Annotated in this window: 27 protein-coding genes; 16 read left to right on the top strand and 11 right to left on the bottom strand. The window is 73.7% G+C overall.

Translation table 11 applies throughout. The features are described from left to right. Nucleotides 1-34 precede the first annotated feature (34 nt). The 5 genes from C6361_RS05835 to C6361_RS38055 all read right to left on the bottom strand — a co-directional run bounded on the left by C6361_RS05835 (nt 35) and on the right by C6361_RS38055 (nt 4,937). A complete protein-coding gene (locus C6361_RS05835; protein ID WP_107267026.1) occupies nt 35-1,411 on the bottom strand; it encodes a glycoside hydrolase family 6 protein in 1,377 nt (458 codons plus the stop codon). Nucleotides 1,412-1,519: 108 nt separating this feature from the next. After that, nucleotides 1,520-2,311 (bottom strand): class I SAM-dependent methyltransferase, encoded by a 792-nt coding sequence (locus tag C6361_RS05830; RefSeq protein WP_107267025.1) that lies wholly within the window; start codon nt 2,309-2,311, stop codon nt 1,520-1,522. A 190-nt stretch (nt 2,312-2,501) separates the two neighbouring features. Next, nucleotides 2,502-4,256: a DEAD/DEAH box helicase gene (locus C6361_RS05825; RefSeq protein WP_107256140.1), complete on the bottom strand. Its 1,755-nt coding sequence runs from the start codon at nt 4,254-4,256 to the stop codon at nt 2,502-2,504. Between the two features lie 85 nt (nt 4,257-4,341). Beyond that, nucleotides 4,342-4,656, bottom strand: a complete 315-nt coding sequence (locus C6361_RS05820) for a hypothetical protein (RefSeq protein WP_159079195.1) — start codon at nt 4,654-4,656, stop codon at nt 4,342-4,344. Continuing rightward, the gene (locus C6361_RS38055; protein ID WP_159079194.1) at nt 4,644-4,937 is read right to left on the bottom strand and encodes a hypothetical protein; all 294 of its coding nucleotides are present in this window, start codon (nt 4,935-4,937) and stop codon (nt 4,644-4,646) included. Before C6361_RS38055 ends, C6361_RS05820 begins: the two co-directional genes overlap by 13 nt. An 89-nt stretch (nt 4,938-5,026) precedes the next feature. On the opposite strand from C6361_RS38055, the gene C6361_RS05815 reads away from it, so the two are divergent. From C6361_RS05815 to ptsP, 9 genes are all read left to right on the top strand, one after another. After that, nucleotides 5,027-5,869 carry an SDR family oxidoreductase gene (locus C6361_RS05815; protein ID WP_234359350.1) on the top strand — a complete coding sequence of 281 codons (843 nt, stop codon included), beginning with the start codon at nt 5,027-5,029 and terminating at the stop codon, nt 5,867-5,869. Nucleotides 5,870-6,134: 265 nt separating this feature from the next. After that, nucleotides 6,135-6,896: a DeoR/GlpR family DNA-binding transcription regulator gene (locus tag C6361_RS05810; RefSeq protein ID WP_107256138.1), complete on the top strand. Its 762-nt coding sequence runs from the start codon at nt 6,135-6,137 to the stop codon at nt 6,894-6,896. Then, nucleotides 6,893-7,837 (top strand): 1-phosphofructokinase, encoded by a 945-nt coding sequence (pfkB, locus tag C6361_RS05805; RefSeq protein WP_107267023.1) that lies wholly within the window; start codon nt 6,893-6,895, stop codon nt 7,835-7,837. The genes C6361_RS05810 and pfkB overlap by 4 nt, the downstream gene beginning before the upstream one ends. Nucleotides 7,838-7,962: 125 nt before the next feature. Beyond that, complete coding sequence (gene mtlA, locus C6361_RS05800; protein WP_199853258.1) at nt 7,963-9,138, top strand: PTS mannitol transporter subunit IICB; 1,176 nt, start codon at nt 7,963-7,965, stop codon at nt 9,136-9,138. 33 nt (nt 9,139-9,171) lie between these two features. Then, the gene (locus tag C6361_RS37510; protein ID WP_199853257.1) at nt 9,172-9,480 is read left to right on the top strand and encodes a PTS lactose transporter subunit IIB; all 309 of its coding nucleotides are present in this window, start codon (nt 9,172-9,174) and stop codon (nt 9,478-9,480) included. Nucleotide 9,481: 1 nt separating this feature from the next. Beyond that, nucleotides 9,482-9,931: a PTS sugar transporter subunit IIA gene (locus tag C6361_RS05795; protein WP_107263594.1), complete on the top strand. Its 450-nt coding sequence runs from the start codon at nt 9,482-9,484 to the stop codon at nt 9,929-9,931. Then, complete coding sequence (locus C6361_RS05790; protein ID WP_107267022.1) at nt 9,928-10,968, top strand: zinc-dependent dehydrogenase; 1,041 nt, start codon at nt 9,928-9,930, stop codon at nt 10,966-10,968. Before C6361_RS05795 ends, C6361_RS05790 begins: the two co-directional genes overlap by 4 nt. A gap of 15 nt (nt 10,969-10,983) precedes the next feature. Then, nucleotides 10,984-11,268 carry an HPr family phosphocarrier protein gene (locus C6361_RS05785; RefSeq protein WP_107256135.1) on the top strand — a complete coding sequence of 95 codons (285 nt, stop codon included), beginning with the start codon at nt 10,984-10,986 and terminating at the stop codon, nt 11,266-11,268. After that, nucleotides 11,261-12,925, top strand: a complete 1,665-nt coding sequence (gene ptsP / locus C6361_RS05780; protein ID WP_107267021.1) for a phosphoenolpyruvate--protein phosphotransferase — start codon at nt 11,261-11,263, stop codon at nt 12,923-12,925. Before C6361_RS05785 ends, ptsP begins: the two co-directional genes overlap by 8 nt. A 167-nt stretch (nt 12,926-13,092) precedes the next feature. Here the strand turns inward: ptsP and C6361_RS05775 are convergent, their stop codons facing one another. Further along, the gene (locus C6361_RS05775; RefSeq protein ID WP_107256133.1) at nt 13,093-13,317 is read right to left on the bottom strand and encodes a DUF2188 domain-containing protein; all 225 of its coding nucleotides are present in this window, start codon (nt 13,315-13,317) and stop codon (nt 13,093-13,095) included. Nucleotides 13,318-13,538: 221 nt separating this feature from the next. Between C6361_RS05775 and C6361_RS05770 the strand changes: the two genes are divergently transcribed. Then, nucleotides 13,539-14,354 (top strand): SRPBCC domain-containing protein, encoded by an 816-nt coding sequence (locus C6361_RS05770; RefSeq protein WP_107256132.1) that lies wholly within the window; start codon nt 13,539-13,541, stop codon nt 14,352-14,354. 167 nt (nt 14,355-14,521) lie between these two features. Then, nucleotides 14,522-15,421: a pentapeptide repeat-containing protein gene (locus C6361_RS05765; protein WP_234359567.1), complete on the top strand. Its 900-nt coding sequence runs from the start codon at nt 14,522-14,524 to the stop codon at nt 15,419-15,421. A gap of 87 nt (nt 15,422-15,508) precedes the next feature. Here C6361_RS05765 and C6361_RS05760 read toward each other — a convergent pair whose 3' ends face one another. Next, the gene (locus tag C6361_RS05760) at nt 15,509-16,735 is read right to left on the bottom strand and encodes a multidrug effflux MFS transporter (RefSeq protein ID WP_107263593.1); all 1,227 of its coding nucleotides are present in this window, start codon (nt 16,733-16,735) and stop codon (nt 15,509-15,511) included. A gap of 347 nt (nt 16,736-17,082) precedes the next feature. Between C6361_RS05760 and C6361_RS05755 the strand changes: the two genes are divergently transcribed. From C6361_RS05755 to C6361_RS05735, 5 genes are all read left to right on the top strand, one after another. Next, nucleotides 17,083-18,144, top strand: a complete 1,062-nt coding sequence (locus tag C6361_RS05755; RefSeq protein ID WP_107256130.1) for a DUF2332 domain-containing protein — start codon at nt 17,083-17,085, stop codon at nt 18,142-18,144. Between the two features lie 197 nt (nt 18,145-18,341). After that, complete coding sequence (locus C6361_RS05750; RefSeq protein WP_107267019.1) at nt 18,342-19,361, top strand: sugar kinase; 1,020 nt, start codon at nt 18,342-18,344, stop codon at nt 19,359-19,361. Between the two features lie 19 nt (nt 19,362-19,380). After that, a complete protein-coding gene (locus tag C6361_RS05745; protein WP_107267018.1) occupies nt 19,381-20,133 on the top strand; it encodes an IclR family transcriptional regulator in 753 nt (250 codons plus the stop codon). An 11-nt stretch (nt 20,134-20,144) separates the two neighbouring features. Then, nucleotides 20,145-20,756, top strand: a complete 612-nt coding sequence (locus C6361_RS05740; protein ID WP_234359348.1) for a bifunctional 4-hydroxy-2-oxoglutarate aldolase/2-dehydro-3-deoxy-phosphogluconate aldolase — start codon at nt 20,145-20,147, stop codon at nt 20,754-20,756. Nucleotides 20,757-20,840: 84 nt separating this feature from the next. Further along, nucleotides 20,841-21,932 (top strand): CapA family protein, encoded by a 1,092-nt coding sequence (locus C6361_RS05735; protein WP_107267016.1) that lies wholly within the window; start codon nt 20,841-20,843, stop codon nt 21,930-21,932. Between the two features lie 16 nt (nt 21,933-21,948). Here the strand turns inward: C6361_RS05735 and C6361_RS05730 are convergent, their stop codons facing one another. From C6361_RS05730 to C6361_RS05715, 4 genes are all read right to left on the bottom strand, one after another. Then, nucleotides 21,949-23,031, bottom strand: a complete 1,083-nt coding sequence (locus C6361_RS05730) for an ABC transporter permease (RefSeq protein WP_369931408.1) — start codon at nt 23,029-23,031, stop codon at nt 21,949-21,951. Nucleotides 23,032-23,090: 59 nt separating this feature from the next. After that, nucleotides 23,091-23,975 (bottom strand): ABC transporter ATP-binding protein, encoded by an 885-nt coding sequence (locus tag C6361_RS05725; protein WP_107256125.1) that lies wholly within the window; start codon nt 23,973-23,975, stop codon nt 23,091-23,093. Nucleotides 23,976-24,145: 170 nt separating this feature from the next. Then, nucleotides 24,146-24,880: a response regulator transcription factor gene (locus tag C6361_RS05720; RefSeq protein ID WP_107267015.1), complete on the bottom strand. Its 735-nt coding sequence runs from the start codon at nt 24,878-24,880 to the stop codon at nt 24,146-24,148. Then, complete coding sequence (locus tag C6361_RS05715; protein ID WP_234359566.1) at nt 24,877-26,100, bottom strand: sensor histidine kinase; 1,224 nt, start codon at nt 26,098-26,100, stop codon at nt 24,877-24,879. The genes C6361_RS05720 and C6361_RS05715 overlap by 4 nt, the downstream gene beginning before the upstream one ends. Between the last annotated feature and the right edge of the window lie 98 nt (nt 26,101-26,198).

Raw genomic sequence — 26,198 nt, 5'->3', positions numbered from 1 at the left:
CGGTCGCAGTCAGAGCGCCGTCCAGAGTGGTCAATCAGAGCGGCGGCCAGGCGTTGGCCAGCAGTTGCCGGAAGTGCGGCGGGAACCACTCGCCGACCTGCGGGGCGTTCTGCATCGCCCCACTGGTCACCGTCGGGAAGAGGTGCGGGCGGTACGTCGGGTCGCACATCGGCTCGTACGGCCGGTTCGCCCCGAGCACGTCGCTGGCCCCGTCGGACTCGCCGGGCGGCTTGATCCAGGCGTACGCGTCGATGCCGGCCTCCGGAGCCGCGACCGGCCGCTCGCCGAGTCCGGCGCCGACCTGGTTGCACCAGTTGCCGAGATAGCCGCGCCGGTCGGTCCGGCCCGCCTCGACGTACTCCTCGGCGCTGGTCGACGGTCCCGGGCCGGTGGGCCGGGCCGGTCCGCCCCAGCCGTTGCGGGAGGTGTCGACCAGCATGCCGATCCGGGTGGAGAAGCCGACGGCGACCAGGTGCTGGCGCAGTTGCCGGGCGTACGGCAGCTCGTCGACGTACGCGTTGCCGGCGATCCAGGGCGTCTCCCGGACCGGCTGGCCGTGCACCACGTCGTCGGCGTCGAGGTAGGGCTCGCGCAGTACCGAATAGTTGGCGACGTTGACGGTGAAGCCGTGCACGGCCGCCGGGGTGCTGCCGGCGGTGGTGGCCGCCTGGTGTAGCAGTGCCGCCGTCGCGGCCCCGTCGTCCGACCAGCCGAGTTGGCCGTGGTGGCTGGCGTCCAGGTAGGCGTAGACGTTCGGCACGGTGGCCAGCCGCGCGAGCGCGTAGCCGATGCCGGCGAGGTGCACGCCGCCGGCCTTGGCACGGTCGCAGCCGGCGGTCGCGGCGGGGCGCGGCGAGGTGTGGGTGACCAGGTTCGGCAGCGAGTTCGGCTCCACGACGGTGACGATCCGCAGCCCCGCGTAGCTCGGGTCGGCGAGGATCGCGACGATCGGGTCGACGAACTCGGTCCGGTACCGGTCGAGCTCGTCGATGGCCAGCTCGCCGTAGCCGACCCGGCGGTTGCAATCCCGGCCGGGCAGGTTGTAGAGGATCAGCTGCACCAGGTCGGCGCCCTGCGCCAGCGCCGAGGTCAGGTGGGCGCGCAGCCCCATCCGTCCCGGCGTGCCGGCGACGGCGGCGATCCGGTCCAGCCAGACCCCGGTCGGCTGGTCGGCGACGGCCGCCCCGCCGGGTTCGGCGCGGGCCCGGGCGGACCACTCCGGGTTCACGTACGCCGTCGCGCCGAGGTAGGGGTTGTCCACCGGGGCTCGGTCGACGTCGGCGGCCCGGTCGAGGTCGGCGGCCCGGGCGGGGGAGGCGGGCGATCCGGCCAGCAGCAGCGCCAGCGTGGCCAGCACGGTCAGGGCCCGACGGGGTCGGGCCGACGCGGGTACGAGTAGCGGCAGTGTCATGGGTTCGCTCACCCCGCGAGATCGGGTCGTCCGACGACAGTCAATTGATGACTGTGAATTGATAGTACATCCGGTACGCCTGGTCGGCGGGGTGTCGCGGTCGTCCGGTCAACCAGCCCGAGCGAGGTGTACGGAGCACGGTCGGGGACCGGGAGTACGGCCGACGGCGTACCGGAACGCGTTGTCGAGGCGGTAGCCGCCGTCCGGCTGCCGGAACGGGTGGGCCGCCTCCCGTACCGTCGGCGCGGTGGCGGCGATCGTCTCCGGATCCTCGCCCAGCAGTACGCCACGCACCAGCGCGTCGTCGTCGGGCACGTACCAGGGGACCTGGACCAGCCCGGCCGCCACCAGGTCGAGCCCACCGTCGGCGAGCAGCCGTTCGAGCCCACCGGGCTCCCGCAACTCGCCGTCGGGCAGCGGCTCCTCGCCGGCGGCGTACGCGACCGCCCGCTCGACCGTGTCCAGGTCGTTCTGCCGCCCCTCCGCCCAGTTCGCGATCGCGACCAGGCCGCCGGGGCGGGTGACCCGGACGAACTCGGCCAGCGCGTCCAGGGTGTCGTCGGCGAACTGCACGGCGTTGACCGAGGTCACCAGGTCGAACGTCCGATCCGGCCAGGGTAGCCGCTCGGCGTCGCCGATCCGCAGGTCGGCGGTGGGAAGCCGGGACCTGGCCAGCGCCAGCATCCCGGGCGCCGGGTCGATCCCGGCGGTCGTCGCGCCGAGCCGGTCGAGATAGCCGAGCAGGTCGCCGCCGCCACAGCCGACGTCGAGCACCCGGGAACCCGGCCCGATCCCGCCGGCCGCCGCGACGACCCGCCAGACCGGCTCGGCGAAGCCACCCCACAGTTCGGCCCAGCCCGCGGCGACCGCCGACCAGCGATCCGGGTCCGCCCCGTCCACCTGCCCCTCCTCCGATGACGGTCCGTCGGGTCCGTCGGGTCCGCTACCCCGTCCCTCCGGCACCGGCGCCGACCCGCTGACAGCGTCGACCCGGCCCTGCCGCCGGCCGCCACGGGCGGCGCCCCGGCCCTGCCGCCGGTCGCCACGGCCGGCGACCCGGCCACGTCGTCGGTCGCGGCGGGGCGGCGACTCAGCCGTCGCGCTGGTCGCGGCCGACCTCGCGATCCCGGCGTACCGTCGCCTTGCGGCCCTTGATGGTGCTCTGCCGGAGCCGGGTGATCACCTCGTTCGCCGCCGACCTCGGCACCTCGACCAGCGAGAACCGGTCGGCGATCTCGATCGAGCCGATCTCCCGGCCGCTGACCGCCGTCTCGCCGGTGATCGCCCCGACCAGATCCTGCGGGCGGATCCCGGCCCGCCGGCCGACCCCGATGAAGAGGCAGGCCATGTCGCCGGAGCGGGGCCGGGCGGCGCGCCGGTCGTCCCGGCCGCCGTCCCGGCCACCGTCGCGGCGGGCCCGGCCGTCCCGGTCGGACCGGAACGCCACCTGCGGGATGTCCTCCTCCTCGTCGACCGGGCCGCCTCCGGCCGACTCGTGCGCCAGCTTGACCGCCGCCAGCGCCACCTCCATCACGTCGAACTCGTCGGTGAGGGTCTCCACGATCACCCGGAACGGGTCGAGGTCGTCCTCCAGCAGGCTCTCGTGCAGCGCCGCCCGGGTCATCTCCAGCCGCCGGGTCCGCAGGTCGGCCACGGTCGGAATCTTGTCGATCGAGATCCGCTGCCCGGTGGTCCGCTCGATGGTCTTGAGCATCCGGTGCTCGCGCGGCTCGGCCAGGGTGATCGCCACCCCCTGCCGGCCGGCCCGGCCGACCCGGCCGATCCGGTGCACGTAGGACTCCGGGGCCGACGGCACGTCGTAGTTCACCACGTGGGTGAGCTGCTCGATGTCCAGCCCCCGGGCGGCCACGTCGGTCGCCACCAGCAGGTCGGCGGTACCCGCCCGGAGCCGGCCCATCACCCGGTCCCGCTGCTCCTGGGTCATCCCGCCGTGCAGCGCCTCGGCCCGGTAGCCGCGACCGTTCATCGTCTCGGTGAGCCGGTCGACCTCCTCCCGGCTGCGGCAGAAGACGATCGCCGCGGTCGGCGCCTCGACGTCGAGTACCCGGCCGAGCGCGGCCGGCTTGTGCGCCCGGGCGACCACGTACGCGGTCTGCCGGACCAGCGGGGCGGTGCCGGTGGGCGCCGGCTGCCGGCCGATCTCGATCCGGGCCGGGTCCCGCAGGTACTGCCGGGCCATCCCGTCGATCCGGGCCGGCATGGTGGCGGAGAAGAGCACCGTCTGCCGTTGCTCCGGTACGTGTTGCAGGATCGCCTCGATGTCCTCGGCGAACCCCATGTCGAGCATCTCGTCCGCCTCGTCCAGCACGACGGTCGCGAGGCCGTCGAGTCGGAGAGTGTCCCGGGCGATGTGGTCCAGCGCCCGTCCCGGGGTGGCCACCACCACGTCCACTCCGCCGTCCAGTGCCCGCAGTTGCCGGGCGATCGGCTGGCCCCCGTAGATCGGCAGCACCCGTACGCCGAGTTCGCGGCCGTACCGGTGGATCGCCTCGGAGACCTGCACCGCCAGTTCCCGGGTCGGTACCAGGATCAGCGCCACCGGCGCACCGGAACGCCGCCCCTCCGGCAGCCGGTGCAGCAGCGGCAGCGCGAACGCGGCGGTCTTCCCGGTCCCGGTGGCGGCCTGGCCGAGCAGGTCCTGGCCGGCCAGCAGGGGCGGGATGGCGGCCCGCTGGATGGCGGTCGGCTCCTCGTAGCCGAGCGTGCCGAGCGCGTCCAGGAGTTCGGTCCGCAGCCCGAGGTCGGCGAAGGTGCCGGAGCCGTCGTCGGAGTCGTTCGGGCTGGTGCTGACCGGCGGAGCGGGTGGTGCGCTGTCGGAACTCATACCCGTCAGCTTTTCACCACGCCCAACCGGGCGCTGCGGCGACCGGCGGATCCCGGCCGTGCACCGCCCGCCGGCCGCCGGCCGGTCAGCGCATCGAGCGGCGCCGGGGCCAGCCGTTCAGCGCCGGAAACTGGCGCAGGTACCGCTCGCAGCCGAGGGCGAAGTCGTCGTCCGGCGGCGGGGCCAGCCGGGTCGCGGCGACGAACCGGCCCGGGTCGGTCGGCCCGGGCCGGAGCATCCGGATCTGCTCGTCGACGAACTCGCCACCGGTCAGCTCGGCGGCGGTCAGCGCCAGGGCGGTGGCCAGCACGACGCCGACGCAGGCGCGACAGGGGCTGAAGACCGCCTCCACCCCACCGCCGGCCTCGGGCAGGTGGTCGATGACCGTCAGCCACACCACGTCGCCACTGGCCGGGACGTCGATCTCGTAGTGCGCCGTGCCGGGGCTGGTGGCGGACTCGGCCGGGATCGGGTCTCCGATGCTGGTACCGGCCAACTCGGCCGGGTCGAGGCGCCGCCCGGGATCGACCCGCTGCCCCTGGACGTACGCCGGTCGGCGACGAGGTCCAGGTCGGGTACGGGTACCGGGCCGAGCAGTTCGGCCAGGGTGTGCCGGGTGCCGGCGAGCAGGGCGCCGAGGGTGGTGGGCCGGGCCAGCGTGGCGGCGAGGTCGACGGACATCCCGGAACGGTAGCGGGCACCCCCGTGCGGCCGGACCGTCCCGGCCGGGGGAGTGCCGAGCGGTGCGGGACGGGACTACTGTCCGCATCGTGGATGCTGACGCTGTCCGGTTCGCCCTGCCCGGTGCGGCCGTGGTGGTGACCGGGGCGGGTTCCGGCATCGGCGCGGCGCTGGCCACCCGGTTCGCCGCCGAGGGTGCCCGGGTGCTGGTCAACGACCTCGACGCCGACGCGGCCCGGGCGGTCGCGGCCCGGACCGGCGGCGAGGTCTTCCCCGCCGACATGGCCGACCCGGCGGCGGTCGCCGCGCTGGTCCGGTACGCCCGGGAGCGGCTCGGCCGGATCGACCTCTACTGCGCCAACGCCGGAGTGCTCGGCACCGGCGGGCTGGACGCCACCGACGAGACCTGGGAGCAGGCCTGGCGGGTCAACACCATGTCCCAGGTGTACGCCGCCCGGGAGCTGCTGCCCGACTGGCTGGCGGCCGGACGCGGCCGGCTCCTGGTCACCGCCTCGGCCGCGGGTCTGCTCACCCTGCTCGGCGCCGCCCCCTACTCGGTGACCAAACACGCGGCGGTGGCGTTCGCCGAGTGGCTGCGGGCGAGCTACGCCCACCGGGGCGTCGTCGTGCAGGCGCTCTGCCCGCAGGGGGTGCGCACGCCGATGCTGGAGCAGGGCGAGGGCCCGGGTGCCGCCCTGCTCGCGGCCGGGGCGGTCACCCCGGAGCGGGTCGCCGAGGAGGTGGTGGCGGCGCTGGCCGACGACCGGTTCCTGGTGCTGCCGCATCCGGAGGTGGCGACGTACTACACCCGGCGGGCGACCGATCCGGAGCGCTGGCTGCACGGGATGAACCGGGTGCAGCGCGACCTCGAACGCTCCGCCGCGGAAGGCGACACCGACGGCCACGACGGGGGCGGGACCGGGCCCCGCTGACCGGTCCCGCCGTACGGGCACCGGCTCGGTCGAAACCACACAAACGGGTATCCCTGTCGGTTTGTTTCCGGTACTGCCGGACCAGACTCAACGACGCTAGGTCGGCTCAGTCCGGGAAGCATCCAGCCTAGCTGGGCGGATTGTCCTGGATCGAGCCTTGCTGCGTCGGCCAGATGACCAAACTGTTACGAGAGGATGTTGACGACCCACAGGAACGGGCGTAAACAGAAGGGAAGCAAAAACGATCGGGCGGGAGATCCAACAGATGTACGCCGAGGAACGTCAGCAGGAGATCCTGCGTCTGGCCCGCGAGGCGGGTCGGGTCGACGTGATGGCGCTGGCCGAGGGCATGAACGTGACCGCGGAGACGATCCGGCGGGACCTGACCGTGCTGGAGCGGGCCGGCGTGCTCCGTCGGGTGCACGGCGGGGCGATCCCGGTCGAGCGGATCGGCTTCGAGCCCGCCCTCGCCGCCCGGGACGCCGTACTCATCACCGAGAAGGAGCGGATCGCCAAGGCGGCGCTGGCCGAGCTGCCCGACGAGGGCGCGGTCATCCTCGACGCCGGCACCACCACCGCCCGGCTGGCCCAGCTCCTGCCCTCGGACCGCGAGCTGACCGTGGTGGTCAACTCGCCGGTGCTCGCCTCCGCGCTCGGGTTGAAGCCCAACCTGACGGTGCTGCTCCTCGGCGGCCGGCTGCGCGGCAAGACACTGGCCACAGTGGACGACTGGGCACTGCGCCCGCTCGCCGAACTCTACGTCGACGTCGCCTTCATGGGCACCAACGGCTGCTCGGTCGAGCGCGGGATGACCACCCCCGATCCGGCCGAGGCGGCGGTGAAGCGGGCGATGATCGGTGCCGCCCGCCGGGTCGTACTGCTGGCCGACCACACCAAGATCGGCAACGACTACCTGGCCCGGTTCGGCACCCTGGCCGACCTCGACCTGCTGATCACCGACAACGGGGTGGACGAGGAGCTTGCCGACGACGTCGAGGCGGCCGGCGTACGGGTGGTACGGGCATGATCCTCACCGTCACGCTCAACCCCAGCCTGGACCGGGCGATGGAGATCGACCTGCTGGTCCGGGGCGAGGTGATCCGGGCCGCCTCCGCACACCTCGACCCGGGTGGCAAGGGCGTGAACGTCTCCCGGGCACTGCTGGCCAACGGCGTACCGTCCCGGGCGGTACTGCCGGTCGGCGGCGAGGAGGGGGCCCAGCTCGTCCGGCTGCTGGAGGGCGAGGGGGTCGAGCTGCTGGTGGTGCCGATCGCCGGCCGTACCCGGTCGAACATCACCCTCGCCGAGCCGGACGGCACGGTGACCAAGATCAACGAGTCCGGCCCGGTCCTGACCGGGCCGGAGTTCGCCGAGGTCACCAGCGCGGTGCTCGCGGCGTCCGGGGCGGCCGACTGGGTGGTCGCCTGCGGCAGCGTGCCGCCGGGACTGCCGGTGACCGCCTTCGGCGACCTCTGCGCCCGGCTGGTCGACGCCGGAGTGCGGCTGGCCGTCGACACCAGCGGGCCGGCGCTGCGGGCCGCCGCCGAGGCCGGCGCGGCGCTGGTCAAGCCGAACCGGGAGGAGCTGGCCGAGGCGGTCGGCGCCCCGCTGCACTCCCTCGGCGACGTGGTCGACGCCGCCGCGCGGCTGCGCGGCTGGGGTGCCGGCGCGGTGCTGGCCAGCCTCGGCGCCGACGGCGCGGTGCTGGTCGACGCCGACGGCGTGCTCACCGGCGAGTCGCCGGTGGCGCGGCCGAAGAGCACGGTCGGGGCCGGCGACGCGCTGCTGGCCGGCTTCCTGGCCGCCGGCGCAGCCGGTGCGGACGCCCTCGCCGAGGGGCTCGCCTGGGGCGCCGCCGCGGTCAGCCTGCCCGGCAGCCGGATGCCCGGCCCCGGCGACCTGGCCCGGAACACCGTCCGACTCCACCCCCGACCGGACCTGGTCCGGCCGCTGCTGCCGCAAGGGTGAGCCGGTCATGCCAGCAACACGACGAGAACACCCCGGACGTCGGCCCACCCCCGGAACCGACGGCGTGACATTCGAACCCGGCCGCGTTCGGTAACGCCGGCCACCTCTGCGAAGGAGTCCCCCTCATGGCCGTGTCGTACACCCCGGAGGTCCAGGGCAGCGGCTTCAAAGCCCGGGTCCAGCGGATCGGCGGTCACCTGGCCGGAATGGTCATGCCCAACATCGGGGCGTTCATCGCCTGGGGCCTGATCACGGCGCTCTTCATCCCGACCGGCTGGCTGCCCAACGAGGACCTGGCCAAGCTGGTCGACCCGATGATCTTCAGCCTGCTGCCGATCCTGATCGGCTACACCGGCGGCCGGATCGTGCACGGCCAGCGCGGCGCGGTGGTCGGCGCGGTCGCCACGGTCGGCATGATCGTCGGTGCGGACATCCCGATGTTCCTCGGCGCGATGATCATCGGACCGGCCGCCGCCTACCTGATCAAACTCTTCGACCGCCTGGTCGAGGACCGGATCCGGCCCGGCTTCGAGATGCTTGTCGACAACTTCTCCGCCGGCATCATCGGCGGCGGCATGGCGCTCTTCGGTGTCTGGGGGGCCGCCCCGGTGGTGGGCCGGCTCAGCGACTGGGCCGGCAGCGGGGTGGACTGGCTGATCGGGCAGAACCTGCTGCCGGTCGCCTCCGTACTCGTGGAGCCGGCCAAGGTGCTCTTCCTGAACAACGCGATCAACCACGGCGTACTCTCGCCGCTGGCGGTGGCGCAGGCGCAGGAGACCGGCAAGTCGATCCTGTTCATGATCGAGTCGAACCCCGGCCCGGGGCTCGGCCTGCTGCTCGCCTTCTTCCTCTTCGGGCCGCGCTCGCTGCGGCCGAGCGTGCCCGCCGCCGGCATCATCCACTTCCTCGGCGGCATCCACGAGATCTACTTCCCGTACGTGCTGATGAAGCCGCGGCTGATCCTCGCCACCATCGCCGGTGGCGCCGCCGGGGTCGGCACCTTCATGGTCACCGGCGCCGGACTGGTCGCCACCCCCTCGCCCGGCAGTATCTTCGCCTACGCGGCGGTCACCCCCCGGGGCGGCTGGTTCGGCATGGTGCTCGGCGTGCTGATCGCCACCGCGGTCTCCTTCGTGGTCGCCTCGGCGCTGCTCGGCTTCGGCAGGCTCAACGGCGAGCCGAAGACCGACGAGGTCACCGACGGCGCGACCGACGACCCGGCCACGCCGCCACCCGCCGACGAGGCCCGGGACCGCGAGACCAGCCCGGCCGTGGCCCGCTCCGCCACCGCCCAGAGCTGACCCGACCACCGGACGAACGAGAGGGGTACCGCCATGGGCAGCATCAACGGCAAGGACATCCACAAGGTCGTGGTCGCCTGCGACGCCGGGATGGGCAGCAGCGTCATGCTCGCCAGCCAGCTCCGCAAGCAGCTCAAGAAGTACTCGGTCACGGTGGAGCACACCCCGGTCAACTCGATCCCGGGCGACGCCGACGTGGTGATCACGCACAACGGGCTGGCCGCCCGGGCCCGGGCCGCCGCGCCCGACAAGGTCGTCGTGCCGTTCCAGGTCTTCCTCGGCGACCCGGCGGTGACCGCCGTGGTCAAGGCGATCGAGTCCGGTGGTGAGGTCAGTGGCTGAGCTGACCGGAGACCTCCTCGACCGGCGGGCGATCCGGCTGACCGAGGTGGCCGCCGACCGCGACGACGCGATCCGGCGCTGCGGCGAGGCCCTGGTCGACATCGACGCGGTCCATCCGGAGTACGTGCGGACCATGCTCGACCGGGAACGCTCCGTCTCCACCTACGTCGGCGAGGGGGTGGCGATCCCGCACGGCACCCTCGCCGGCAAGGACCTGGTGCACCGGGACGCGCTCGCGGTGCTCCGGTTTCCCGACGGCGTCGACTGGGGCGGCCAGCCGGTCACCGTCTGCGTGGCGATAGCCGCCCGAGGCGACGGCCACGTCGAGCTGCTGGCCAGCCTCGCCGAGATCCTGCTCGACACCGACCGGGCCCGCGCGCTGCGCGAGGCCACCGACCCCGAAGACGTGCTGGCGCTGCTCACGCCGGCACCGGAGGACAGCAACCGATGAAGGCCGTTCGATTCCACGCTCCCGGTGACGTACGCATCGAGGACGTCCCCGAGCCCACCCCGGGGCCGGGTGACGTCAAGATCCGGGTACGCAACTGCTCCACCTGCGGCACCGACGTCAAGATCTCGAAGTTCGGGCACCACCACATCCACCCGCCCCGGGTGATGGGGCACGAGATCGCCGGTGAGGTGGTGCAGATCGGTTCCGAGGTCACCGGCTGGACGGCCGGCGACCGGGTACAGGTGATCGCGGCGATCCCGTGCGGCACCTGCCCGGAGTGCCGGCGGGGCCGGATGACCGTCTGCCCCAACCAGGAGTCGATGGGCTACCACTACGAGGGCGGCTTCGCGCAGTACCTGGTGGTCCCGGCGAAGGTGCTCGCGGTGGACGGGCTGAACCGGATCCCGGACGGGGTCGGCTTCGCCGAGGCGTCGGTGGCCGAGCCGCTGGCCTGCGTACTCAACGGACAGGAACTGGCCGGGGTCGGCCCCGGCGACGACGTGGTGGTGGTCGGCTCGGGACCGATCGGCTGCCTGCACGTCCGGCTGGCCCGGGCCCGGGGCGCCGCCCGGGTCTTCCTGGTCGAGCTGAACCGGGAGCGGCTGGAGATGGCGGCCGCGCTGGTGCACCCGGACGCGGCGATCTGCGGCTCGGAGGTCGACCCGGTCGACGAGGTGCTGAAGCTGACCGACGGGCGCGGCGCCGACGTGATCATCACGGCGGCGGCCTCGGGCGCGGCACAGGAGCAGGCGGTGCAGATGGCCGCCCGGCAGGGCCGGATCAGCTTCTTCGGCGGCCTGCCGAAGGACAACCCGATCATCTCGCTCGACTCCAACCTGGTGCACTACCGCGAGTTGACCATCGTCGGCGCCAACGGCTCCAGCCCGGCGCACAATGCCGAGGCGCTGCGCCTGATCGCCACCGGTTCGGTGCCGGTCTCCGACCTGATCACCCACCGGCTTCCGCTGGAGCGGGCCATCGACGCCTTCGGCGTGGTCGCCCGGGGCGAGGCCATCAAGGTCACGATCGAACCCTGAGAGAGGGAGGCCATCATGGCTACGCGTACGGTGACGGTCGGCTCCGCCAGCGGCCTGCACGCCCGCCCGGCGGCGCTCTTCGTCGCGGCGGCCGGGGCCGCACCGGTCCCGGTGACCATCCGGACCGGCGAGAAGCGGGCGGTACCCGCCAACAGCATGCTCTCGGTGCTCTCGCTCGGCGCCAAGCAGGGCACCGAGGTGGTGCTGGAGGCCGACGGCGAGGGCGCCGAGGCGGCCCTGGACGGTCTCGCCGAGCTGCTCGCCCGGGACCTGGACGCGGAGGAGCCGGCCGATGCCTGAGCCGGCCGGGCCGCTGGACCTCCAGGGTGCGTTGCATGGCATCGGGGTCAGTCCGGGCGTCGCCGGTGGGCCGGTGCTCCGGGTCGCCGGGGTGCCGGCGCTGCCCGCACCGACCCCGGTGACCGAACCGGCGGCCGAGGCCGACCGGGCGGTGGCGGCACTGCGCGAGGTGGTCGCCGAACTGCACCGCCGGGCCGACCGGTCGGGGGAGAAGACCCTGGTCGACGTACTCCGGGCCCAGGCGATGATGGCCGAGGACCCGGTGCTGCTCGACGCCGTACGCGAGAAGGTGCTGGCCGGGTCGGACGGGCCGCACGCCATCGACGCCGCCTTCGCCACCCACCGCGCCGCGTTCGAGGCGGCCGGCGGATACCTGGCCGAACGGGTCGCCGACCTCGACGACCTGCGCGACCGGGCGGTGGCGGTCTGCCTCGGCCGACCGATGCCCGGGGTCCCCTCGCCGGGGCACCGGTACGTGCTCACCGCCTGGGACCTGGCCCCGGCCGACACCGTCGACCTGGACCCGGAGCAGGTGGTCGCGCTGCTCACCGAGTCCGGCGGCCCGACCAGCCACACCGCGATCCTGGCCCGCGCGCTTGGGCTGCCCGCCGTGGTCGCCTGCCCCGGTGCCCGCGACCTCGTCGAGGGCACCACGGTGCTGGTCGACGGCGCGACCGGCCTGGTCCGGGTCGACGTCGACCCGGCGGAGGTGGCGGTCGCCACCGCTGCGGACCGGGAGCACCGCACGGCGGCGGCGGCGGTTTCCGGCCCGGGGCAGACCTCGGACGGGCATTCTGTCGCCCTGCTGGCCAACATCGGCTCGGCCCGGGACCTGGCGGCGGCCGAGGAGGCCGAGGGGGTCGGGCTGTTCCGCACCGAACTGCTCTTCCTGGACCGGAGCCGGGAACCGTCCCTGGCCGAGCAGGCCGAGGCGTACCGGGAGGTCTTCGCCGGGCTGGCCGGGCGCCGGGTGGTGATCCGCACCCTCGACGCGGGCGCCGACAAGCCGCTGCCGTTCCTGCACCAGGCCGACGAGCCGAACCCGGCGCTCGGGGTACGCGGCCTGCGGCTGGCCCGGCAGCGCCCGGAGCTGCTGCGTACTCAGTTGGCGGCGATCGCCCGGGCGGCCGAGCAGACCGGGGCGGAGGTCTGGGTGATGGCGCCGATGGTCGCCACCCGGGCCGAGGCGGCCGAGTTCGCCGACGCGGTGCACGCGGCCGGGCTACCGAAGGCCGGAGTGATGATCGAGGTGCCGGCGGCGGCGCTGCGCGCCGGTCAACTGCTGGAGGTCGTCGACTTCCTCAGCGTCGGCACCAACGACCTCAGCCAGTACACCTTCGCCGCCGACCGGCAGTCCGGCCTGCTGGCCGAGCTGCTGGACCCGTGGCAGCCGGCCCTGCTGCGCCTGATCGGCGAGGTCGGCGCCGCCGGACGTGCCGCCGGCAAGCCGGTCGGCGTCTGTGGCGAGGCGGCCGCCGACCCGCTGCTCGCCCCGGTGCTGGTCGGACTCGGGATGACCAGCCTGTCGATGTCCGGGCGCTCGCTGGCCCCGGTGCGGGCGGCGCTCGCCAAGCGGTCGTACGCCGACTGCCTGCGGCTGGCCCGGCTGGCCCTGGACGCCGACGACCCGGCGCGCGCCCGCAAGGCGGTCGCCTGACCAGGGCAGTCGCCTGACCAGGGCGGTCACCTGAGCGTGCCAGCCGGTTGCTCCGCTACCTCGGCTTAGACGCGACCTCGGCCTAGACGCGGATCGGCCCGCGCCGCTGTGCTGGCGTGGGCCGATCCGTAGCTACTCTGCTGTGCCGTCGTCTCCGGCGGCTGCTCTTAGCCGGCGGGCGGGAAGGGGTCGTCGCGGTAGGTGTGCTCGGTCTCGATCTGGCCGTCCTGCTTGTGTACGACGAGCTGGCTCGGCTGGTTCGCCTTGGCCGCGTCACGGCCGGCGCCGAGCGCGCTCTCCTTGGTGTCGTAGCGTCCGACCACTGTGGAGCCGTGCTCCACCTTCCAGCCGCTGGCCTCGGGAACGACGTGGTACTGCGTCCGGGATGCCATCTGTCCCTCCTGGTCGACTGTCGGTTATGGAGAAATAGCTACCCCGGCGGCGGAATCGGAAACCATCACCTCTGGTCGATGTGCCGCGCCGTGCCGTGTCCGCGCCGTGCCTTCTCCGGCCCGTCGCGGCTGGGATCTTCCGCCGACCAGTTGACATGCAACCAACTGGCTGCCTATTGTCTTAGGCAACCAGTTGGCTGCATGTTCGGGGGATGACGGGGATGGACGAGGTGTTCAGGGCGCTCGCCGACGGCAGTCGCCGACGGCTGCTGGACAGCCTGAACACCCGCAACGGGCAGAGCCTGCGGGAGCTGTGCGCGGGGCTGGCGATGACCCGGCAGTCCGTCAGCAAGCACCTCGCGGTGCTGGAGGCGGCCAACCTGGTCACCACGCTCTGGCGCGGCCGGGAGAAGTTGCACTACCTCAACGCCGAGCCGATCAACGCGATCGCGGACCGCTGGATCAACCAGTACGACCGGGCGCGGGTGCACGCACTCGCCGACCTCAAGAGCGCATTGGAGCAGGAACCCATGGGCGAGCGCGAATTCGTCTACACGAGCTACATCAACACCACCCCGGAGCGTCTCTGGCAGGCGCTGACCGATCCCGCCTTCACCAGCCGGTACTGGGGAGTCACCTTCGAGACCGACTGGCGGGCCGGCTCGGAGATGGTCTGGGTGCACAACGGCGTACGGATCGTCGGCCCGGAGCAGGTGGTGCTGGAGGCCGAGCCCTACCGTCGGCTCTCGTACGCCTGGCACGACTTCAGCCCCGAGTTCGCCCGGGCGTACGAGATGGATCCGGCGGAGGTGGCCAAGCTGGCCGAGGAGCCGCGCAGCAGGGTGAGCTTCGAGATCGAGCCTCGCGGCGGTGCGGTGCGGCTGACCGTCGTACACCAGGGTTTCGCGCCGGGCAGCGCGCTGCTGGAGAGCGTCAGCGAGGGCTGGTCGGAACTGCTCTCCAGCCTCAAGACACTGCTGGAGACCGGCGAGCCGCTGCCGCAGGGCGAGCCCGAGGCCGCGCCGACGGCCGGCTGACCCGCCCGGTAGGTACCCTTTAGCCAGCTCAACCATGCGGCGGGCCCGGCGCGGACGGCGCCGGACCTGCCCTCCGGCTCGCTTCCTGGAGATCGACTGTCTTGTCCGGCGCCTCCCCGCCCGACGCACCCCCGACCGGCTCCGACCCGGCGGGGCGGCGGCGCGAGCTGCACGCCGACTGCGAGCGCTGCTTCGGGCTGTGCTGCGTGGTGCCGGCCTTCGCCGCCTCGTCGGACTTCGCCATCGACAAGCCCGCCGGCCGGGCCTGCCCCAACCTCCGGTCCGACCACCGCTGCGGCATCCACCGCGACCTGCGCGAGCGCGGCTTCGCCGGATGTACCGTCTTCGACTGCTTCGGCGCCGGCCAGCAGGTCGCCCAGATCACCTACCGGGGGCGGGACTGGCGGACCGACCCGGAGGTCGCGGCGGGGATGTTCGAGGTCTTCCCGGTCGTCCGGCAACTCCACGAACTGCTCTGGTATCTGGCCGAGGCCCTGGCGTTGGAGCCGGCCGAGCCGCTGCACGCCGAGCTGGCCGCCGCCCGCGCCGTGACCGAAGGGCTCGCCGACGGCGATCCCTCCTCGCTCGCCGCCCTGGACGTCCCGGCCCACCGCCGGAGCGTCAACGAGCTGCTGCTGCGGGCCAGCGAGCAGATCCGATCCCGAACCGGCCGACCAGCAACCGACCGGAGGGCGAGGGCCGGTCGGGCGGGGACTGGCCGGGCGGGAGTCGACCGGCGGGGGGCCGAGCTGATCGGGGCCGACCTGCGCCGTGCCGACCTGGTCGGCGCCAACCTGCGCGGGGCGTACCTCATCGGCGCCGACCTGCGCGGCGTCGACCTGACCCTGGCCGACCTCACCGGGGCGGACCTGCGCGGCGCCGACCTGCGCGGTGCCGACCTGACCGGCAGCATCTTCCTCACCCAGGCCCAGGTCGACGCGGCGGTCGGCGACGCCCGGACCGCCCTCCCGGCGGCCCTGCGCCACCCCACGCACTGGCCCCGCCGCCCCGTTCCTCCCGCCCACCCCCCACGGCACCGGCCCACCCGCGCCCGCCGCCGTTCGTGATCAGGTAGCGTCCGGCTCGCGCCGGGCGGCCGAACGCTACCTGATCAACGGGCAAGGTGTGTTGGGGTTGGTGGGTTGCGCGTCTGGTCAGTGGGCGGTGGCGGGGGTGACCTCCGGAGTGGGCACGGGGGAGAGCTGGGTCGGGCGGACGACCAGGAGCAGCACGGCCAGCGCGGCGACCATGCCGCCGGCGATCACCAGCCCCATCCCGACACTGCCGTTGCCGAGCACGCCGACCAGCGGCGCCAGCAGCGCGCCGATGCCGAACTGCACCGCCCCGAGCAGCGCCGCCGCCGTACCGGCCGCCTCGCCGTGCCGGCTCAACGCCAGCGCCGGAGCGTTCGGCATGGCCAGACCGGAAGCGGCGAGCACCACCCAGAGCGACACCAGTACGGCGGGCAGCCCACCGAGCCCGGTCGCGGCGAAGCCGAGCAGCGCGAACCCGGCCAGCGTGCCGACGGCCAGCGCGGTGACCAGGATCCGCTGCGGGGCGTACCGGCGCAGCAGCCGGACGTTGAGCTGGGAGGCCCCGATCAGGCCCACCGCGCCGGCACCGAAGACGATCCCGAACTGCTGCTCGTCGAGCCCGTACTGCTCCTGGAAGACGAAGGAGGAGCCGGAGACGTACGCGAACAGCGCCGCCATCGCCAGCCCGGCGACCGCGACGAGCCCGACGAACGTACGGTCCCGCAGCAGCGAGCGGTAGACCCGGGCGGTGCCGCGTACGCCGCCACTGCGCCGCCGGTGCACCGGAAGCGTCTCGGGCAGCTTGAACGCGGCGAGGACGACCAGGACGATTCCGAAGACGCCGAGCGCGACGAACACCCCGCGCCAGTCCGTCCAGCCGAGCACCGCGCTGCCCAGCGTGGGCGCCAGCACCGGGGCGGCACCCATCACCAGCATCAGCCGGGAGAAGATCCTGGCGAAGGCCGTTCCGCTGAACAGGTCGCGTACCACGGCCATCGCCACCACCGAGGCGGCGGCGGTGCCGAGCCCCTGCAACACCCGCAGCACGCCCAGCGCGCCGATGTTCGGGGCGACGACGCAGAGCGCCGAGGCGACCACGTGCAACACCAGGCCGGCGAGCAGCGGTACCCGCCGGCCCACCGCGTCCGACAGCGGGCCGATCAGCAGTTGACCGAGGGCCAGCCCGGCCAGGGTGCCGGTGAGGGTCAACTGGACCGCCGCCTCGGCGGTACCGAAGTCGGTGGTGATCGCCGGCAGCGCCGGCAGGTACATGTCGATCGTCAACGGTCCGATCGCGATCAGCGCCCCGAGTACGAGGACGAGCCGCAGCCGTTCCCGGCCGGTCATCAGGTCGCCGGGCGTGGCGGGCGGCGCGGACGCCTCGACGTGCGCGGCGGTGGCGGTCATGAGGCCCTTCCCGGCTGGTGGTCGTGGGTCTGAACAGGAACAGCGAAGATCACACCTGCCTCCAACCGCTGGCGCTCCGGCACATTCCCGGTCGATCAAGAGGTGCTTCAGTTCACAGCCGTCCGGCCGCCACGCACCGGATACTGGTACGACGCCCGGAGCCGACCGAATCGCCATTCCCGGCACGGAACCGGTACGACCGGGCCCGAACGTCGCCGCAGTGGTTTACCGGACCGGCCGGGTAGCTCCCGACCGGGACCGGATCGTCGGAGACAGGAACGAGGGACATGGCGACGGTGCGGGAGATCGAGGAACTCTCCGAACACTTCGCCGCCGGGCCGGCGACCTTCACCACCTCCCCGCTCTACCGGGCGCTCTGCCCGGTGGTCGCGGGGGACCGACCGACCCTCGAACTGCTGACCGGGCGGCGGCCGGGGCAGCAGGCGTCGTACCTGTTCTTCGGGGCGGCACACTACCTGCTGCTGGCCGGGGTACGGCACCCGCTGCGCGACTTCTACCCGTCGCTGGTCGGCTCGTCGGCCGCCGAGCCGGCGGATGCCGGGCCGGTACTGCTCGACTTCTGCCGCCGGTACCGGGCCGAACTCGGTGAACTCGTCCGTACCCGCCTGGTGCAGACCAACGTCGTACGTCGGGCGATCGCGCTGCGGTACGCGCTCTGGGTGGTCGGGCGACACTGCCCCGGGCCGGTGCACCTGGTCGAGGTGGGGTCGAGCGCCGGCATCCACCTCCAGGTGGACCGCTACCGCTATCTCCTCGGCGAGCAGGTGTTCGGGCCCGCCGACGCCGCCGTCACCCTGGACAGCCGGTGGCTGGGCCGAGGGCCGTTGCCGGACCTGGACGACGTACCGCCGATCGCCAGCCGGACCGGGGTGGACCTGAATCCGGTGGACGTCACCGACGAGCGGGCGCGGCGCTGGCTGCGGGCGCTGGTCTGGCCGGAGAACCGGGACGCGGCGACGCTGCTCGACGCCGCCCTCGACGCGGTGGCGGCCGACCCGCCCGCCGTCGTCGCCGGTGACGCGGTGCGGGTCTGCCCGGAACTGGGCCGTGGCCTGCCGCCCGGTGAGCCGAGGGTGGTGTTCCACGCGGCGACCCGGATGCACGTGCCAGTGCCTCGGCGGGCGGCCTTCGACCGGGCGATCGACTCGATCGGGGACGGCGGTCCGCTCTATCACGTCTGGCAGGAGCCGCCGTCGGCGCCGCACGGCGGGCAGGTCGCCGACCCTCGCGGCGAACTCGCGATGCACGGTCCGGACGGCGTGGTCGTACCGCTGCTCCGGGTCGACGGTCACCTGCGCTGGCTGGGTCCCCTGGACCCGGCCGGCTGAACCCGCGCGCCGGCCGGCGGTGGAGGTGACCGGCGGGAGGCCGGCGGGCGTGTGGGCGGGGTGTTCCTGCTCACTCGCCGGCCCTCCGCCGGGTGCGGGCCGTCGCGGCGGGGCAATCGCTGATCTAGGGTGAAGCCATCGGCAGGTGGTGCAGATAGTGAGCAGTTGGTGCAACATGTGCACCAGATGGGAGTCCGATGCCCCCGGTCCCGACGGTCGACACCGACTCGACGACGCCGCCGACGCGGACGCCCGCGCTCGACGCGGTCTGCGTCGGCGAGACGATGGCGATGGTGACCCCGACCCCCGGCGGGCGACTGGACGCCGAGTCGACCTTCGTGCTCCGGGCCGGCGGTGCCGAGTCCAACGTCGCGATGTTCCTCGCCGCACTGGGCCACCGGGCGGGCTGGGCCAGCCGGGTCGGTGCGGACCCGCTCGGCGAGCTGGTCGTCGGGCAGGTCCGGGCCGCCGGGGTGGAGACCTCGCTGGTCGAGGTCGACCCGACCCGGCCGACCGCCGTCTACCTCAAGGACCCCGGCCCGGACGGTACGAAGGTCTACTACTACCGGAGCGGTTCCGCCGCCGCCGGCATGGATCCGGGGTACGCGGCCCGGGTCGACGCGGTGCCGGCGACCGTACTGCACCTGAGCGGCGTGACCCCGGCCCTCTCGGAGAGCTGCCGGGCGCTGGTCGAACGGTTGATGAGCAGCCGGCCGGCGGGACGGCGGCTGGTCTCCTTCGACGTCAACCACCGGCCGCAGCTCTGGCCCGACCGGGGCACCGCCGCCACCGAGTTGCTCCGGCTGGCCCAGGCCGCCGACGTGGTCTTCGTCGGGCTGGACGAGGCGGCGCGGCTCTGGGACGTCAAGGAACCGGAGGACGTCCGCGCCCTGGTCGACCGGCCCGGCACCCTGGTGGTGAAGAACGGCTCGGTGGAGGCGCTCGCCTTCACCGCCGACGGGGTCACCGTCGAGCCGGCCCGGCCGGTCGAGGTGGTCGAGCCGGTCGGTGCCGGCGACGCGTTCGCCGCCGGTTGGCTCTCCGGCGCGCTGCGCGGCCTCGACCCCGCCGCCCGGCTGCGGCTCGGGCACCTGGTCGCCGGTGCCGCGCTCGGCTCCGTCTCCGACTTCGCCGAACTGCCGGCGGTGGCGACGATCTGCGCCGCGCTCGGCATCACCCTGGACGACTGGCACCGGCCCGCCGGCCCGGCGGCCTGAGGCGGGGGGAGTCGGAGCAATGTCCCAGACTGTCGAGCGGGCCCTGCGCATCATCGAACTCTTCGCCGAGCGGCCCCGCGCGCTCGGCGAGATCGCCGACGACCTCGGGGTGCACCGGTCGACCGCGTTGCGGCTGGTGCAGACCCTCGAACGGGGCGGGTTCGCCCGCCCGGTCGACGGCCGCTACACGATCGGCTTCCGGATGGTGGCCATCGCGCAGCACGCGGTGGAGCAGCTCGACCTGCACCCGGTCGCCCACCCGCATTTGGTCCGGCTCGGCGACCGGTACGGCCACACCGTGCACCTCGCCCAACTCGTCGACGACGAGATCGTCTACGTGGCCAAGGTGGACGGTCGCGGGGCGCTGCGGATGCGGTCCCGAATCGGTCAGCCGGTCGACCCGCACACCTCCGGGGTCGGCAAGGCGATCCTGGCCCACCTCGACGAGCCGGCCCGGGAACGCCTCCTGGCCCGGCTGACGTACCCCCGGCACACCGACACCTCGATCACCGACCCGGCGCGGTTCCGGGCGGAGCTGACCCGGATCGCCGAGCGCGGCTGGGCCGAGGACGACGGCGAGTTCGAGGACTTCGTCAACTGCGTCGCCGTACCGGTCCGGGACGCCCGGGGGCGGGTCGTCGGCGCGGTGTCGCTCACCGCGCTGCGCGCCCTGACCCCGCTGGAGCGGCTCCGTGAGCACCTGCCGGAGCTGACCGCCACCTGCGCCGCGATCTCCCGGGACCTCGGCTGGACCGGAGAACACCGATCATGAACGGAGCCACCGTGCCGAACCCTTCCACGACCTTCTTCGACACCCTCTTCGCCGACCAGCCGGTGATGGCGATCCTGCGCGGGTTCGACCCGGACCGGACGGTGGAACTCTGCCAGCGGGCCTGGGACGCCGGCATCGACGTGGTCGAGGTACCGGTGCAGAGCCCGGACGCGCTGCCCTCGCTGCACGCCGCCATCGCGGCCGGCCGGGACCGGGACCGGTCGGTCGGCGCCGGCACGGTGATCACCCCGGAACAGGTCCGGACGGTGTACGAGGCCGGCGCGGTCTTCACCGTGGCACCCGGGTACGACCCGGAGGTGGCCGCCGAGTGCTTCCGGCTCGGCCTCGCCCACCTGCCCGGGGTCGCCACCTCGTCGGAGATCGGCCAGGCGCTCCGTGCCGGGCACACCTGGCTCAAGGCGTTTCCGGCCAGCGAACTCGGCACCGGCTGGCTCCGGGCCCAGCACGGCCCGTTCCCGACGGTCAAGTTCGTCGCCACCGGCGGGGTGGACGCCGACAACGCCGCCGACTTCCTCGCGGCCGGTGCCCGGGTGGTGGCGGTCGGTTCCGCGTTGCAGGACTCCCGCCAACTCGACCTGCTCGGCCGGCTCGTCCGCCGGTAACCAGAAGCAGCCGCGCGCAACGTTTTCCGGGGGCGACGCCTCCGGCGGACGGTTTCCCGGCGTGCCGCCGCGTACCCTCGCCGGATGAGCGGCGGGGCGGTGCGGGCGTGCCGGGCGGTGCTGGCCGGGGTCACGGCCGCGGCGATGCTCTTCGGATGCTCGGCGGAGCCGGAGGCCGAGCCGAGCCCACCCGGGGCGTCGGTGAGCCCGCCGGCTCCGGCGCCGACCAGCCCGGCGGCGACTCCGGCGGCGCCGGTCGAACTGCGGCTGGCGTTCGCCGGTGACGTCCACTTCACCGGGCGCACGCTGCGGCTGCTCGACGAGCCGGAGACCGCGTTCGGCCGGATCGCGTCGACGCTGCGGGACGCCGACCTGACCGTGCTGAATCTGGAGACGGCGGTGACCGGTCGGGGCACCCCGCAGCCGAAGCGGTTCCACTTCCGGGCGCCGGAGAGCGCCTATCCGGCGCTGCGGGCCGCCGGGGTGGACGCCGCCTCGATCGCCAACAACCACGTGCTGGACTACGGGCAGGTGGGGCTGGCGGACACCCTCGACGCGGCGGCGGAGGCGGACTTCCCGGTCTTCGGTGCGGGGCGGGACGCCGACGCGGCGTACGCGCCCTGGCTGACCACGGTACGCGGGGTGCGGATCGCCGTACTCGGCATGTCGCAGGTGCACGAGCTGGCCGGGCAGTGGAAGCCGACCGCGAACCGGCCCGGGGTGGCGATGGCGTTCGACACCGCGCGGGCCACCGCCGCGGTACGGGCCGCGCGGGAACGGGCCGACCTGGTGGTCGTCTTCATGCACTGGGGGATCGAGGGGAACCGGTGCCCGAGCGGCGAGATGAAGAGCTTCGCCGGCCGGATGGCCCGGGCCGGGGCCGACATCGTGCTCGGTACGCACGCGCACACGCTGCTCGCCGACGGCTGGCTCGGCCGGACGTACGTGCACTACGGGCTCGGCAACTTCCTCTGGTACGGCGACTCGAGGAGCACCGACTCCGGGGTGCTCCGGCTGACCGTCCGGGGCCGTACGGTGGTGCGCAACGAGTTCCTGCCCGCCACGGTCTCCCGGACCGGTCAGCCGGTGATCGTCTCCGGCGCCGCCCGGGAGCGGATCGAGGAGCGGATCGGCGCGGCGAGGCGCTGTTCCGGCCTCGCCGCGACACGATCCTGATCCCCGGCCGGGCTCCTCAGGAGACCCGGGTCTCCCGCTCCTGCCACGCGGCCCGCAGCGAGGTCTTGCCGTTGGTACGCAGCAGCGAGCCCTCGTAGAGCCGGGCGGCGAGCGCGATGCAGAGCGCGGCGGCGCCGAGCAGGAGCAGCAGCGCCAGGATCGGCTCCCAAGGGGCGGCGTCGCCGAAGAAGAGCCGCAGCGGCATCGCCGTCGGGGCGGAGAGCGGCACGTAGGAGAGCACCGCCATCGCCGTCGGGTTGCTGTTGAGGAAGATCACCAGGAAGAACGGCACCATGATCACCAACTGTGCCGGGCCGGACGCCCCGCTGATGTCCTCCTGCCGGCTGACCAGCGCGCCGGTGACCGCCCAGAGCGAGGCCAGCAGCACGAAGCCGACCACGAAGAACGGAATGAACCAGGCGATCGCCGGGCCGAGCTGACCCAACAGCCCGGCGTCGCCGCCGACGGCCTGCATGGAGACCACCGCGACCAGCGCGATCAGCGCCACCTGGCCGAACGCGAGCGCGCCGTTGCCGAGTACCTTGCCGGCGAGCAGGGCCCGGACCGGTACCGCCGCGACCAGGATCTCCACGATCCGGGTCTGCTTCTCCTCGGTGACGCTCTGCGCGATCTGCACCCCGAAGCTGATGGAGACGAAGAAGAAGACCATCGAGAAGGACATCGGCACCAGGAAGGCCAGCACCGGGTCGACCGCGTCCGGGTCGAGCAACTGCACCGGGGGAGCGCTGCTCAGCGCCCGGACCACCGAGTCCGGGGTACGGTCCATCGCCAGCACCCGGAGGCCGCCGGCCCCGTCGCCCGGCACGACGGCGGCGTCGACGTCGCCGTCCCGGACCATCTGCTCGGCCGCCGCGACGTCGGTGGCGGAGACCACCTCCATGCCGGCCCGGTCCAGCATCGTGCCGGCCTCGGTGGAGCCGACCACCGCCACCGTCGAGCTGCTGTTGGCGAAGAGCGCCGGCAGCACCGTGCTGGCCGCCGCGATCAGCAGGAAGAGGAGGGTGCTGATCAGGAACGTCCGATCGCGGATCTTGACCGCGATCTCCCGCCTGGCGACCAGCTTCGTCGCGCCCCACAGCGTGGTGCGGGCGGCGGCCGGGTCGGACTGCGACCGGGTCGGGGACGGTGCGATCGCGGTCACTGGGTTACCTCCCGGAAGATCTCGGCGAGCGAGGGGACGATGGGGCCGAAGGCGCGTACCGGGCCCCGGGCGAGGGCCGCCCGCAGCACCGTCTGGTCGTCGGCGGGGTCGGCGAGTTCGATCACGACCCGTGCGCCGTCGAGGTCCACGATGGAGACTCCGGGCAGGTCCCGGATCCACCCGGCGTCGGTGTCGGAGACGAGTTGGTAGCGCGGGGACGCGTACCGGGAGCGGAGTTCGGCGCGGCTGCCGGCGGCGCGTACCGCCCCGGCGGCGATGATCACCAGGTCGTCGCAGAGCCGCTCCACCACGTCGAGCTGGTGGCTGGAGAAGAGCACCGGCACCCCTCGGGCGGCCCGCTCCCGCAGCACCCCGGCGATCACCTCGACGGCGATCGGGTCGAGCCCGGAGAAGGGCTCGTCCAGGATCAGCACCTCCGGGTCGTGCACCAGCGCCGCCGCGATCTGGGCCCGCTGCTGGTTGCCGAGGGAGAGCTTCTCCAGCGGGTCGTCGGCCCGCTCGGCCAGACCGATCCGGTCGAGCAGCTCGTCGACGCTGCGCCGGGCGGCCGGCGCGGTCAGCCCGTAGAGCCGGCCGAGGTAGACGAGCTGCTCCCGGACCTTCATCTTCGGGTACAGGCCGCGCTCCTCGGGCATGTAGCCGAAGCGCTGCCGTACGGCCCGGCTGACCGGCTCACCGTTCCAGGTCACCGTCCCCGAGTCGGCGGAGAGCAGGCCGAGGATGATCCGCATCGAGGTGGTCTTGCCGGCGCCGTTGGCGCCGACGAAGCCGGTCATCCGCCCCGGGGCCACCTCGAACGAGATGTCGTCGAGCACTCTCCGGCCGCCGAACGACCGATCGACGGACGCCACGCGCAGCATCCGGCCTCCTTCGCCAGGTCTTCCGCCGGCGCACCCTGCGCCAGCGGAGACGAGGTTAATCCGGCCGGACCCGGCTGACGTCCGCCGTGCGACGGAACCGCAGGGATGATCCACTTCCGCCGCCGGGCGCCGCGGGTATGACCGGGCGACGCGCCCGGCGGCCGGGCCGGTCAGCCGCCGGCACCGCCCGGGGTCACCACCCCGTGCTCGTACGCGAAGACCACCGCCTGGGTACGGTCGCGCAGCCCGAGTTTCATCAGTACCCGGGAGACGTGCGTCTTCACGGTCGCCTCGCCGAGCAGCAGCCGCTCGGCGATCTCGGCGTTGGAGGCGCCCCCGGCGAGCTGCACCAGTACCTCCCGCTCCCGTTCGGTCAGCTCGGCCAGCCGGCGCCGGTCGAGGTCGGCGGGGTCGCCCACGCCGGGCTGGCCGGGCGTCCGGGCCGCCGCCCCGGCCGGGCTGGCGAAGGTGGCGATCACCCGTCGGGTGATCTGCGGGGCGAGCAGCGCGTCGCCCCGGGCGAGGATCCGGACCGCCTCGACCAGGTCCTCGGGTGAGCCGTTCTTCAGCAGGAATCCGCTGGCCCCGGCCTGGAGCGCGGCGAAGAGGTAGTCGTCCCGGTCGAAGGTGGTCAGGATCAGCACCGCCGGCCCCTCCGCCCCGGTGGCCGCCACGATCTGCCGGGTCGCCGCCAACCCGTCCAGGTGCGGCATCTCCACGTCCAGCAGTACGACGTCGGGGCGCTGGGCGAGGGCGAGTTCGACCGCCCGGCGGCCGTCCGCCGCCTCGCCGACCACCTCGAAGTCCTCCTCCGTCTCCAGGATGATCCGCAGGCCGGCCCGGACCAGATGCTGGTCGTCGGCGAGGAGGACCCGGATCGGGGTCTCCTGGTTCGGCTCGGTCATGCCGTCGCCCTGGCGGGGGAGGCGTCGGCGGCGCCGGCCTGGGCGATCGGGAAGCGGGCCCGTACCCGGAAACCGCCGTCGGGCCGGGTGCCCGCCTCCAGGCTGCCGTCGTGCGCTGCGACCCGTTCCCGCATGCCGATCAGGCCCAGCCCGGCGCTGCCGCCGGACCGGGGCGGCGCGGCGGCCAGCCCGCTGCGGCCGTCGTCGGTCACCTCCACCTCGACCTCCCGGCGCAGGTACCGGACCCGTACGTCGACCGCGCTGGCCCGGGCGTGCTTGATGGTGTTCGTCATCGCCTCCTGGACCACCCGGTACCCGGCCAGGGAGACCGACTCCGGCACCGGCACCGGCGTGCCGTAGATCTTGTACTCGACGGCGAGCCCGGCGTCCCGGGCCCTCTGGAGCAGGCTGTCGACCTGCTCCAGCCCGTAGCCGAGCGATTCGTCGGCGGCGCCCGCGTTGCGCAGTACCCCGAGCATCCGGCGCAACTCGTCGACGGCGGTACGCGCGCTCTGCTCCACGGCGGCGAGCGCGGTCTTGGCCTTCGCCGGGTCCTTGTCCATGACCCGCCGGCTCGCGCTGGCCTGCACCCCCATCACCGAGACGTGGTGGGCGACGACGTCGTGCAGCTCGCGGGCGATGCGTACCCGTTCCTGGTTGACCGCCCGCTCGGCGTTCTCGGCCCGGGACCGGCGCAGCTCCTCGGCCTGCACCTCCAGCTCGTGCTGGCGCAGCGCGGAGGTCCAGGTGCGGTTGCCGAGCACGTAGGCCAGCAGGAAGAAGGCGAGGTTGAACAGCACGCTGGTGAGCGCGACGGCGACGAGCGGGGAGATCGGGCCGGCCGCGCCCGGGAATTTCGCCTCCACCGATGCGATGCTCAAGCCCGCCGCGATCACCAGCCAGGCGAACATCGCGACGATGACGCCGATCCTGATCCGGGCCGAGAGTCGGCGGTCCCGCCCCCAGGCGCCGAGGGTGTAGAGGGCGATGAAGAGCGTCGTGGACGCGACCCATACCTCCGGAACGTGTCGGACCTGGGCGGCGATGAAGATCGCGGCGAGCACGCCGGTGCTGATCTCGGGATGACTGCGTCGCCAGATCAGCGGCAGGCCGCCGGCGACGGCCCAGGCGAGCTGCTCCGGCCAGGAGGGCGGGGTGCCGAGTGGGAAGCTGCCCATGCTGTTCGACAGCACCACGCTGAGCACGCCGAGCGCCGCCATCGACAGGCCCAGGTAGAGGTCGCGTCGGCGCTGCTGCCGGGTCGGCTCGGGGCGGACCCACGGGCCCGCCGGGGCGTTCCCCGGCCCGCCGGTCGGTG

The sequence above is a fragment of the Plantactinospora sp. BC1 genome (genome assembly GCF_003030345.1).
Lineage (GTDB): Bacteria > Actinomycetota > Actinomycetes > Mycobacteriales > Micromonosporaceae > Plantactinospora.
Note: the sequence above shows the minus strand (reverse complement) of the source record. Positions and strands in the feature narration are given on the sequence as shown.